Here is a 12,702-nt window from a genome sequence, read left to right on the forward strand (position 1 = left end):
TTTAGTATAAAGATAAACTGTTACAAAAACAAGAGGTTAAGAGAAATTGGCACAGTTTGACCAAAAGTGTGACAGGAAAGGAAAAATACCATGGAATATCAAACGCGGCAATGGCTGGAAGAAGCCTTGTTCGATTTATTAGCAACTAAGAAGTCTCTCCAAAATATCAGCATTGCAGAACTCAGTGAGCATGCTCAAATTGCTAGACGAACGTTTTATCGTTATTACCATTCAAAAGAGGAAGTTCTTACGAACTATTTAGACCGCTTAATTCAAGACTATATTATCGAACTTCAAACAGCAAAACTGACTAATTTTGAAGATTTGGTGAACCTTTTCTTTCAGTATTGGAGCCAGTACACTGAGCCATTAAAAATTTTGCAAGGCGCAAACCTGCTCGTGCTTATCTTGCAAAGGTCTTATGATAAGCTTCCTGCTACTTATACTACTGTCATGGCACCTTGGCATGTCACAAACAGTAATCAAAGACAAATCACCTATGATAGTAGATTCATCGTTGGAGGTCTCTACAATATTTTTGATGAATGGTTAAAAACAGATTACCAGACAATGCCTGTTAACGAGCTAGTCACAACAACCTTAAACACCATAAAACGTATGAAAAATAGTTAAGTGAGAAACTGAGTTTTTCGAGATTAGTCATGAACAGCTCTAACAAATCATTTTAATAATTTCTAATACTAAAATGCTTATTGTTTTAGACATACAAAAAGAGAAGACAACTTACGTCTTCTCTCGTTGTTAGTGATAAATCATTTATCACAGTTGATAATGAGCTAATTTTTAAATACCCATCAATGTCTAAAATGTCTTACTCCTGTGAAGACCATGGTCAAGCCATATTTATCCGCTGCTTCGATGGATTCTTGGTCACGGACAGATCCACCTGGTTGGATGATGGCTTTGATACCTGCTTTAGCGATTTCTTCCACGTTATCTGCAAATGGGAAGAAGGCATCGGAAGCAAGCACAGCGCCGTCAAGGCGGGCTTTGGCTTGGTCAATTGCAATACGTACGGAAGCTACACGGTTGGTTTGACCTGGGCCAACACCAAGTGTCATGTGATCATTGGTCACGATAATACCGTTTGATTTGACGTACTTAATAGCCTTCCAAGCGAATTCAAGAGCAGTCGCTTCTGTCTCAGTTGGTTGGCGTTTGGTCACCACTTGCCAGTCAGCTGGACTTTCTTTGACAACATCTTGGTTTTGAACGAGAAGTCCACCTACAACACCAGTGTATTCTGCTTCTGCTTCACTGGCATCTTGAGCATCAAATGGCAAGGCAAGGATACGCAAGTTTTTCTTTTTATTGGTTAAAATGGCTAGCGCTTCGTCAGAATATCTTGGTGCAATGATGATTTCAAGGAAAACACCGTGCATCTTCTCAGCTGTCGCAGCATCCACCTCACGGTTAAGGACGACAATTCCACCAAAGATAGACACTGGGTCAGACTCATAAGCATAATCCCAAGCAGTTTCGATGTCATCAGCTTGACCGATACCACATGGATTCATGTGTTTCAAAGCCACAACTGTTGGACGGTCTTTGAAATCACGAATAATACGGATAGCCGCATCGGCATCACGGATATTGTTAAAGGACAATTCCTTACCATTGAGCTGTTTCGCTGAAGCAATCGAGTAGTCTGTCGGCAAAGCTTTTTGGTAGAAGTCCGCATCCTGTTGAGGATTTTCCCCATAACGCATGGCTTGTTTGAGGTCATAAGTCAAAGTGAGTTTTTCTGGTTTGCTTTCTCCGACTTGAGCAGTGAAGTATTCTGCAATCAAGGCATCATAAGCTGCTGTGTGACGGAAAACCTTGGCAGCCAAACGTTGACGCGTTTCGTAAGTCGTTTCACCATTGGCTGACAACTCGTCCAAAACCACTGTGTAGTCAGCAGGGTCTACCACAACCGTCACGCTGGCATGGTTTTTAGCTGCTGAACGAAGCATAGACGGCCCACCGATATCGATATTCTCCACCGCATCAGCATAGGTCACATCTGGTTTGAGAATCGTTTCCTTGAAAGGATAAAGATTGACCACCACAAGGTCAATGAGTTCGATCTTATTGTCCTTAGCAGCCTCTAGATGGCTAGCAAGATCACGACGAGCGAGGAGCCCACCATGGATATTTGGGTGAAGAGTCTTGACACGGCCATCCATCATTTCTGGGAAGCCCGTCACATCATCAATTGCAATGGTCTCCACCCCAGCATTGTCAAGGACAACCTTGGTCCCACCTGTTGAGATAATGTCCCAACCGAGTTTTTTAAGTTCTTGGGCAAATTCAACAATGCCCGCTTTGTCTGAGACGCTGATTAAGGCGCGTTTAGTCATGTTTTTTCCTTTCATTTACTTGTCCAACAATTCTCTAATAACTTCTGGATACAACTTGTACTCTGCTTCATGAATGCGAGCTTCGAAGCTTTCGATAGTATCATCAGCTAGCCTTGGCACACGGACTTGTTTGATGACCTTTCCAGTATCCACACCCGAGTCCACCCAGTGAATGGTCACGCCACTCTCAGCAACCCCAGCATTCCAAGCGTCCTCAATCCCATGAGCTCCTGGAAACTCTGGCAGGTAGGCTGGATGGATATTGATAATCCGACCCTCATAAGCTGACAATAAGGTTGGCCCAACGATTTTCATATAGCCTGCTAGGCAAACCAAGTCAATCTGGTGCTCTTCCAAGAGCTCGACAAGAGCTGCTTCGTAGTCCGCCTTGTTGTCAAACTCCTTGAGTTCAAAAGCATAGGACAGAACGCCGAGCTTGTCTGCACGCTCGAGCACATAGGCGTCACGATGGTCTGAAAAGACAAACTCCACCGGAAATTCTTCGGCAATCACCTGAAAATTTGAGCCGTTACCAGAGGCAAAAATCGCTATTTTTTTCATTTGATGATGACACTTTCGTTTTCTTTCTTAACGATGCGACCAATTTCATAGACTGGTTCATCCAACAATTCCTTGACGCGACCTACATTTTTAGGGCTAACTGCCAACATGAGTCCAACACCCATATTGAAGATTTCAAACATTTCTTCATGCTTGATTTCACCGTATTTTTCAAGGGCTTTGAAAATCGGGAGGACTGGAACCTTGTCTTCTTCAATTTCCGCAGCTAGGTCATCTGCAAACATACGAGGGACATTCTCGATAAAACCACCACCTGTGATATGGGCAATACCGTTGACCAACTCTTCCTTGATGAGTGGTAAGACAGCCTTGACATAGATACGAGTCGGCTCGAGAAGGACTTCTTTAAGTTGCTTGCCTTCCAATTCTGGTAAGACTTCCTCACCTGTGTAGTCGGCAAAAACACGACGCACGAGTGAGTAACCATTTGAGTGAATCCCACTTGACGCAAGTCCGAGAAGGACATCACCTTCAGCTACTTTTGAACCGTCTATGATTTGAGATTTTTCAGCCACACCGACTGCAAAACCAGCCAAGTCGTAGTCATCTGCGCCATACATGCCAGGCATCTCAGCCGTTTCTCCACCGATGAGGGCTGCGCCTGCCTGCACACAACCTTCTGCTACACCAGCAACCACTTGTTCTAGTTTAGCTGGTTCATTCTTGCCTGTCGCTACGTAGTCAAGGAAATAGAGGGGCTCCGCACCTGCAGCGATGATGTCATTAACACACATGGCCACACAGTCCTGACCGATAGTATCGTGCTTGTCGTACTTAATGGCCAGCATGAGCTTGGTCCCGACACCGTCAGTCCCTGAGATCAAGACTGGCTCTTTGACCCCAGTTTTTGAAAGGTCAAACATGCCACCGAAACCACCAAGTGCTCCCATAACACCTGCGCGTTCCGTACGAGCTACGTGCTTTTTGATCCGCTCAACAACTTCATAACCCGCTTCAACATCCACACCCGATTGAGCGTATGCATTTTTAGACATAATCTTTCTCCTTTTGCTTTTCATTCCAAGTTTCAATAAATACTTTTTCAAATTCATCTATTTGTTGAAGATTTTCTAATAGAAAGTCAATGAGTGTTTGAGTTGATTCTGATAACAACAAGTTTTCATCTGAAGCATCAAAATTTAGAAATTTATTAGAAGTATTAAAACCATATTTACTATATTTATCAAATGTCAAAAGTTTAAATTGCCGAGACTGTATGTCTGTTAAATTTTTTTTAGATATTGATAAATAAACATCTGTCTGAAAATTACTATATGTTATCTCATAAAAATAGGCTGAACCAGTAGACCATTCGGTATTTTCCTCTTTAACAACATTGTCAATAAAATTATCTAACCGTCTTGTTCTAAAACGTAAAAAAGTTTTTGAACAATATTTTTCATCAAAAATTAAATTTCCCTGTTCATTTAGATAATTTAAAACACCGACTAATTTTTCACGAAGCATCTGCGTATCAGGTCTATTTTCAAAAATGAGATCTAAAACTTCTTTATATTTAAAATAAATTTCAGCACTTAGCTCTTTCAACTCTATATCATTCAAAATATTCCTCCTAATATTATCATTGTACTCTTTAAGAATGTAAGAAACTTTCTCATTATCAATCTCATCCACATACAATTCTTCTAGTATATCTGAAATATCTTGATATGAAAGTAAACTCCAAAATTGCCTTTCCTCAACATCAGCATCTATCGGTGCATCTCCATTTGGTGTCAGATAAATATATATATTACGATAACCAGCGTAAGAATTTTCGATAAATTTTCGATATTTTCTCAACTGATTGTCATGGTCGGAGGTGAAAGTTTTATTTTCAATAATTAAATTTATTCGATGTTCTTTATTTGTATACAGAACATCAATATTATTTTTACTTTCTCTATATACTTCTGCTTTTGAGAAATCTTTCAATATTATTTCAGTTGGTTTAATTGTTGCAAAAGATAGATTGTTATCAAACACTTTCATCAATATTTTTTTGAAAAACTTATCTTCCAATTTATGACTTTCTCTGGGATCAAGCAGCCAAGCTAATACTCGACTATGACGAATTTCAGCACTAGATATCCCCAATATTTCAAAAATATTAACTCCCGTTAACCATCTTGAAAAATCTTTTTCCGAATCTTTTTCAAGGTACAGCAGAAACTCAGTAATTTTATTTTCTATTTTCACCACTAACCTTTTTCTAATAGAAAGAAGTTTTTTTCCCTAAACTTCTACGATAGTCTTCTTCATAGTCGTAGAGAGGAGTTGGGTAGTCGCCGTCAAAATAAGCGACACAGAGACCACCGTTTGGCGCATCTGTTTCGATGCCAATAGAATTAATCAAGCCATCAATCGAAAGATAGGTCAGGCTATCCGCACCAATGATTTGGCGAGTCTCTTCGACTGTATGATTGGCCGCAATCAGCTCCTGACGCGTCTGGATATCAATCCCGTAAAAACATGGATAAGCTAGCGCTGGACTACCAATGGCAACGTGAACTTCAGAAGCACCCGCTTCTTTCAAAAGCTGAACGATACGGCGAGAGGTTGTCCCACGAACAATGGAATCATCCACCATCACCACACGTTTGCCTTTGACAACGCCCGAAACAGCAGACAGTTTCATCCGCACCCCTTGCTCCCGCAATTCTTGAGTCGGTTGAATAAAGGTGCGTTGGGTGTATTGGTTTTTGATGAGACCCATTTCATTTGGCAGACCAGATTCCTCTGCAAATCCCATAGCCGCGCTGAGTGAGGAATTGGGCACACCGACCACGATATCTGCTTCGTGCTTGAACTCACGCGCTAATTTAGCCCCCATACGTTTGCGAGCTGTATGGACATTAACACCATGGATATTAGAGTCAGGACGGGCAAAATAGATATACTCCATAGAGCAAATCGCCAACTGGGTATCATTCGTATAGCTATCGTACTGAATCCCATTGTCATCTACGATTACAATCTCTCCTGGTTTTACATCGCGAATCCACTCGGCACCAATGACTTCAAAAGCACAGGTTTCTGACGAAACCACCACCGCTCCGTTGGCCATTTTCCCAATAGAAAGTGGACGGAAACCATTAGGATCCAGCGCAGCAATCAACTTGTCCTCAAACAGCAGGATATAAGCAAAGCCACCTTTTACAAGGCTGAGCGCCTCTTTGATTTTGCCCATCAAGTTCGGATTGTGACTCCGACGAATGAGGTGGGCTAAGATTTCCGAGTCTGAAGTTGAACTGAAAATTGCTCCTCTTTGTTCCAATTCTTTTTTGAGCGATTCGGCATTGGTCAAGTTTCCGTTGTGAGCAAGTCCAAACTGCATATCATGAAAGCGAAAGAGGAAGGGCTGGATGTTATCCACAGAAGCTTCGCCAGCAGTCGCGTAACGCACATGCCCAATAGCGCTCGTTCCAGTTAGTTTATCCAAATTAGCTGGGTTTCTGAACACTTCTGATAAAAGCCCCATGTCACGATGACGCTTTAGTTTCCCTTGATCATTGGAGAGGATTCCTGCCCCCTCCTGACCACGGTGCTGAAGACTGTGGAGACCAAAATAGGTCAATTTTGCAGCATCTGGATGTCCCCAAATACCGAAAACACCACATTCTTCATTAAGAGATTTTACTTCGTATGTCATTTTTTATACCTAATTTTTATTTGTGTATCACCAAGAGCTAAATCTACATGACTTTTACATTACTGATACTATCTATTAGAAAATCTGTAAGTCTTATTTTCCAGTAAAGTATTTAACAGCCGACGCAAACAGGTGCTGGTCTTTATTTCCTGGGATGTTTTGGAAAAGACCGTCTTCATAACGTTCTGAATGGCCCATCTTACCGATGATTTGACCGTTCTTGCTGGTAATCCCTTCGATGGCATTTACAGAACCATTCGGATTGTACTTAGAATCCATACTTGGTTTGCCGTCAAAATCAACGTATTGGCTAAAGATTTGACCATTGTCACGGAGCTCTGCAAATTCCTCAGCCGTCACAACAAATTTCCCTTCACCGTGCGATACTGGGATGGCATGGATATAGCCCACTTGCACTCCAGCCAACCATGGCGAATTGGTATTGGCAATCCGAGTTTCCACCATCTTGGCCACGTGCTGGTTGGCATCATTGTAGAAGAGAGTTGGACTAGTACTGTTAGCATCCTCAAAGTTTCCGTATGGAAGAAGACCTGATTTGACAAGAGCTTGGAATCCGTTACAGATACCGATAATCAAGCCACCACGAGCGATAAAGCTATCAATCGCAGCACGCACTTTTTCATTAAGAAGGATATTGACAATAAATTTAGCTGATCCATCCGGCTCATCCGCAGCTGAGAATCCACCTGCAAAGAAGAGAATGTTTGCCTTGCCGATATTGTCAACCATGGTTTCAACTGACTTGACAATAGCTTCTTCATTCAAGGTCACAAATGGCACCAAGTTAACCTCTGCACCTTCTTTTTCGAAGGCCTTTGCTGAATCATATTCTGAGTTGGTTCCTGGGAAGACTGGGATGTAAACCACAGGTTTTTCAATGGTTTCCTTGGCTTTGATGACTGCGTCAGAAGCGACAGCTGGAACTTCTTCCAGTTCTTTAGCTTGGGCAAATTCAGTAGGGTAAACTTCTTCTAGTTTTCCTTGAAAAACACTGTCAAGTTTCTGTCCATCTAGCTTCACACCGTTGACAATCAGTGTAAAGTCTGCTTTTGTTTGTCCAATTTTCTCTACTCCAGTAATCTCTTCAGGAGATGTGAAGACAAATCCGCCTAATTGAGCTGTCAAAGAACTTTCAAATTCAGGCAAGGTCACCTCTGCACCAATATGGTTCCCAAAAGTAGCAAGGACCAAGCTTTCAAGGACACCGCCATATTTAACAGCTGATGCAGATGTTACTTTGTGTCCAGCTTGGATAGCTTCAAATTGAGCAAAATTAGACTTGATAAGATCAAAGTCAATTTCTTGTGCTAGAGCTTGACCTGGGATGTAGTAGATGTTTTCACCAGCAGTCTTGAACTCAGGAGAGAGGACCTTACGGCTATCTGCCGTCGTCACCCCAAAGGCAACCAAGGTTGGCGGTACAGTCAATTCTTCAAAAGTACCAGACATAGAGTCCTTACCACCGATAGATGGCAAGCCAAGCTGGATTTGTGCTTCGATAGAGCCTAGGAGAGCTGCTACTGGTTGACCAAAACGCTCTGCTTGCTTGTCCATGCGCTCGAAGTACTCTTGGTAAGAGAAGCGAGCCTTAGACCAGTTGGCACCAGCGGCAACCAAACGAGCAGTTGCTTCAATTACTGCATAGGCAGCACCGTGGTATGGAGACCATTCTGCCACATATGGATTGAATCCTTGAGCCATGACTGACGCAGTGTGAGTTACACCGTGTTGAACTGGCAATTTCTGCACAGATGCCTCAGTTGGTGTGAGTTGGTAGCGACCACCAAGTGGGTGATTGACCGTTGAACGACCGACCGAACAGTCAAAGATGATTTGCAAGCCTTTTTGACTCGCATGGTTAAGATCAGACAGAACCGCAAAGGTATCTGATTCAAGCGTGTCAACGCTTGTTGTTCGTTCTTCTGGAAGTTCGACGTCCTTATCCACTACTTTGGCATCAACGACTACGCGCACACCGTTTGTATCAAGGAAACGACGTTCCAAGTCAACAATGGTTTCACCATTCCAATGCATGACAAGATTTGGTTTTTCAGTCACTGTTGCCACAACAACAGCGTCAATATTTTCTTTATTACATTCTGCAACGAAGGCATCTACGTCTTCAGGACGCACCACAACTGCCATCCGTTCTTGTGATTCAGAGATGGCAATTTCTGTACCATTCAAGCCTTGGTATTTAAGAGGAACCTTGTTGAGGTCGATTTCAAGACCATCTGCCAATTCACCGATAGCCACACAGACACCACCTGCTCCAAAGTCATTGGATTTCTTGATGAGACGAGTGACATCTCCATTACGGAAAAGACGTTGAATCTTGCGCTCTTCGATGGCATTCCCTTTTTGAACCTCAGCACCAGCAGTCTCCACAGACTCAACTGTTTGAACCTTAGAAGACCCTGTCGCACCACCGACACCGTCACGTCCAGTCTTACCACCGAGCAAGATAATTACGTCACCAGCTTCCGGTTTTTCACGGACTACATTGCCCTTAGGAGCAGCACCAACAACGGCACCAAGCTCCATGCGTTTGGCCACAAAGCCTGGGTGGAAGTACTCACGAACGTAGGTCGTCGCCAGACCAATCTGGTTACCATACGAAGAATAACCATGAGCCGCTGTCTTCGAAATGACTTGTTGTGGCAATTTCCCAGCACGCGTTTCTGAAATCGGAGCTGTAATATCACCCGCACCAGAGATACGCATAGCTTGGTAAACGTATGAACGCCCTGACAACGGGTCACGAATGGCTCCACCGATACAAGTAGCAGCCCCACCAAATGGTTCAATTTCCGTTGGGTGGTTGTGGGTTTCGTTTTTAAACATAAGGAGCCATGGTTCTTTCACACCATTGACATCCACTTCGATTTCGACCGAGCAAGCATTAATTTCGTCTGACACTTCCATGTCGTCCAAACGACCATTAGCACGCTCATAACGACCAAAAATAGTCGCCATATCCATCAAGGTTTGTGGCTTTTCAGACCGACCTAGTTCCTCACGCATGGCAATATACTTGTCATAAGTCGCTTGCAATTGCTTTTGGAATTTAGAAGCTGAGAAATCAATCTGTTTCAACTCGGTCTCAAAAGTCGTGTGACGACAGTGGTCAGACCAATAAGTGTCCAAAACCTTGAGCTCTGTCTCAGTTGGCACGCGCCCGATTGATTTAAAATAGTCTTGGATAAAGAGCAGATCATCCACTTCCATGGCCATCCCTTGCTCGGCCTTGTAGCGAGCAAAGTCTTCTGCCGTATAACTTTCAAAGAAAGTCAATTTTGGAATAGTCTTGTCTGACTCTGAAAATTCCTGCTTGGCAATCCCTGTCGTGATGTCCTTGAAACGAGAATCAACTGGGTTGAGCAGGTAGTTCTTGACCGCTTCCAACTCAGTCGCATCAATATCCTTATTGACCAAGTAAAGCTGGGCTGTGTTGACTGTTACATCACTTGAACTTCCCAGTAAAAGCAAGGCTTCCTGTGAAGAAGCTGCACGCTGGTCAAATTGCCCTGGCAAACTTTCAATGGCAAAGAAAGCATAGTTGGTAAGATCCGCTTGCACGGCTGATTCATCCAAGATATGGTCTGTTACCTGCTCAGAGAAGATGTGTTTTTCCGCAGGTGCAAACAAGTCCTCTGCCAAATCAAAGACATCATAAACCTGCACAATGCGAATACTCTTCAAAGTTGACAATCCCAAGTTGTGCTGGAGCTCCCTTACCAAACTCTCTGACTTGACCTGAAAATCAGCCTTTTTCTCAACAAAAATACGTTTATCCATCAATTCTTATTCCTTTATTTCAGCTCTTGCAATGTTCCCAACGACTTCTAGGTTGTTATTTCAAACCCTGCAACTTTTCCCAGACAATCTCGTAAACGTCTGTTAGTTCTCCCAATCCACGGCGGAAAACATCCTTATCCATGTGGTTGCCATCCGCATCCCACAAACGGCAGTTATCTGGTGAAAACTCGTCTGCCAAGATAATCTTGCCATCCTTGTCAAAACCAAACTCTAGCTTAAAGTCAATCAATTTGAGGCCAATCTCAGCAAACCAAGTCTTCAAGAGCTCATTGATACGACGGGTTTCTTCCTTCAAGTAAGCAATCTGCTGGTCATCCGCAATTTTAAGGAATTTCACATGCTCGTCATTGATAAAGGGATCATCCAAATCATCATTTTTATAGTAAAATTCGACAATTGGAGTCTCAAATGCGATACCTTCTTCTACGCCAAAACGTTTTGAAAAGGAACCAGCCGTGTAGTTGCGGAGCACAACTTCCAAAGGAATAATCTCCACCTTTTTATTGAGTTGTTCCGTGTCCGAAATTTTCTCCACAAAGTGAGTCGCTACACCAGCAGCATTCAACTTTTCAAAAATAAAAGATGAAATCTGATTATTCAAGACTCCCTTACCCGCAATCTGCTCTTTCTTGACACCGTTAAAAGCAGTCGCCTGGTCCTTGTAAGTTGAAATAATGAGATTTTCATCCTCAGTTGTATAGATATCCTTGGCTTTTCCCGAATAGATTAGTTGTTTTGACATTTTAAAGTTCGCCTTTCGTTTTACTTGAGCACATTCTACCATAAAAGTATGAAAAATTCAAGATTTTTACGAATAAATAACATTTTCCTGTTTTAAGCGTAAAGAAAAACTGCAAGATAGGCTCTTCTTACAGTTTTAAAATCATTTATCCTCTGAAAAACACGAATATTACCCTTTATTCAAAAATTGATCCCAAAAATAACGGAGATAGCTTTTCTTTCCCGTAATCATCTGCAGGCGACCTTCTAAGCCATAGCGAAGTGTTGCAGCTTGCTCAGAAGTCAGGTGGGTCTCCGCCTCAATTTTAAAGAAATTTCCTTGTTTAGTCTTTGTAGCTGTCGCATCAATACTTGTAATCGTAGAATCCAGGAAAATTTGATTCTTCGCATCATTAGTCGTAGTATAACGGACAGAGTCCCCAATCTTGACTCTAGCAACATCTTTTGAACTGAGATAGGCTGTGAGTTTGATTTTTCCTTCTTTTTCCAAAGATGGGTAGAGTTGGGCTAGCAAGGTTCCTTCTGCGACCATCGTAGATTCACTAGTCTCAGGATTAAGGTGAAGCACCCCATCCTCACTTGCTGTAATCTTCCCTTTATCTAGGAGACCTCCCTGTACCTTCTTACCCGATTCTGCCTCCAAAATTTTCTGATCTAGAAGGGTCAATTCCTGACCAACCTTAGCCAAGTGTTGTGATTTGAGGGATTCTAATTGACTGCTTAAACCAGACGCATAGGCTTGCTGGGTTCCCGAACCTGCATACTGGACGCGGTAAGTAGCAAGACTAGATTCTAACTGAGAAAGCTGTGCTTCAATCTGTGCAACAGCCTGAGCCTTAGCTTGCGGATTTTCCTCCCTCTGAGACTTGTAGGACTGGTAGAGAGAGTAGGCTAGATTCTGACTGGTCAAGGAAGCACCTGTTTCAATAGCCGACTTAGCTGTCTGGTAATCGCGAATTTTAGCCTCTGTTTGACTGATGAGGTTCCCGATCTCAGCTTGGGTTTGACTAGTTGCTGCATTCTGGGACGCGATGGTCTCATTTTGCTGAGAAACATTGCTCCTAAGACTACTAGCTTGGCTGAGATAGTCCCGAAACATCTCTTGGTAACCAAACTTATCCGCCTCTGGAAATTGATTACTCCCCTCTTGCAAACTGGATTGCAAATACCCTAACTGCTTTTTTTGATCCTTTAACATCTCCAACTGACTGGCGTATGCCTCAACTTGGACAGCTTCCGCCCCTTGCTGGTACTGAACGAGCAGATCTCCTTGCTTAACCAACTTGTTTTCTTCCAGATAGTTGCCCACAATGCGTTGATTGCTAGTCGACTGGATGTTAACAATGATCCGACTAGGTTCGACTGTCGCTCTGGTAGACAAACTCATCTCCTTCTCTGCAAAAACTGCAAATCCTAACAGAAATACGAGCAGAAGTGACATAGGTAAAATCACCCGACTGGAAAAATTATGGTAACGACGATTATAAAACTCCGCACTTTCTAAAAATTCTGGTTTCATCCTCT

9 protein-coding genes are annotated in these 12,702 nt (G+C 42.7%); 1 reads left to right on the forward strand and 8 read right to left on the reverse strand.

The genetic code is table 11. The features are described 5' to 3' along the window. Positions 1–90: 90 nt before the first annotated feature. Positions 91–633, forward strand: a complete 543-nt coding sequence (locus HMPREF1516_RS03320; protein WP_033605797.1) for a TetR/AcrR family transcriptional regulator — start codon at positions 91–93, stop codon at positions 631–633. A gap of 182 nt (positions 634–815) precedes the next feature. Here HMPREF1516_RS03320 and purH read toward each other — a convergent pair whose 3' ends face one another. From purH to comB, 8 genes are all read right to left on the reverse strand, one after another. After that, positions 816–2,363 carry a bifunctional phosphoribosylaminoimidazolecarboxamide formyltransferase/IMP cyclohydrolase gene (purH, locus tag HMPREF1516_RS03325; RefSeq protein ID WP_033605798.1) on the reverse strand — a complete coding sequence of 516 codons (1,548 nt, stop codon included), beginning with the start codon at positions 2,361–2,363 and terminating at the stop codon, positions 816–818. A 15-nt stretch (positions 2,364–2,378) separates the two neighbouring features. Further along, positions 2,379–2,924, reverse strand: coding sequence for a phosphoribosylglycinamide formyltransferase (gene purN, locus HMPREF1516_RS09985; protein ID WP_033605799.1), 546 nt, complete (start codon positions 2,922–2,924; stop codon positions 2,379–2,381). Next, positions 2,921–3,943, reverse strand: a complete 1,023-nt coding sequence (purM, locus tag HMPREF1516_RS03335) for a phosphoribosylformylglycinamidine cyclo-ligase (protein ID WP_081021138.1) — start codon at positions 3,941–3,943, stop codon at positions 2,921–2,923. The genes purN and purM overlap by 4 nt, the downstream gene beginning before the upstream one ends. Beyond that, on the reverse strand, positions 3,933–5,144 hold the full coding sequence (locus HMPREF1516_RS03340; RefSeq protein ID WP_033605802.1) for a PDDEXK-like family protein: 1,212 nt from the start codon (positions 5,142–5,144) through the stop codon (positions 3,933–3,935). Before HMPREF1516_RS03340 ends, purM begins: the two co-directional genes overlap by 11 nt. 13 nt (positions 5,145–5,157) lie before the next feature. Further along, a complete protein-coding gene (gene purF / locus HMPREF1516_RS03345; RefSeq protein ID WP_033605803.1) occupies positions 5,158–6,597 on the reverse strand; it encodes an amidophosphoribosyltransferase in 1,440 nt (479 codons plus the stop codon). A 93-nt stretch (positions 6,598–6,690) separates the two neighbouring features. Continuing rightward, positions 6,691–10,416: a phosphoribosylformylglycinamidine synthase gene (locus HMPREF1516_RS03350; protein ID WP_033605804.1), complete on the reverse strand. Its 3,726-nt coding sequence runs from the start codon at positions 10,414–10,416 to the stop codon at positions 6,691–6,693. 55 nt (positions 10,417–10,471) lie between these two features. Further along, positions 10,472–11,179 (reverse strand): phosphoribosylaminoimidazolesuccinocarboxamide synthase, encoded by a 708-nt coding sequence (gene purC / locus HMPREF1516_RS03355; protein ID WP_000043279.1) that lies wholly within the window; start codon positions 11,177–11,179, stop codon positions 10,472–10,474. Between the two features lie 168 nt (positions 11,180–11,347). Then, entirely contained in the window at positions 11,348–12,697 is a 1,350-nt protein-coding gene (gene comB, locus HMPREF1516_RS03360; RefSeq protein ID WP_033605805.1) for a competence pheromone export protein ComB, read from the reverse strand. Positions 12,698–12,702 lie beyond the last annotated feature (5 nt).

Origin of the sequence: Streptococcus sp. CM6 (assembly GCF_000526095.1) — a bacterium.
GTDB classification, from domain to species: domain Bacteria; phylum Bacillota; class Bacilli; order Lactobacillales; family Streptococcaceae; genus Streptococcus; species Streptococcus oralis_BW.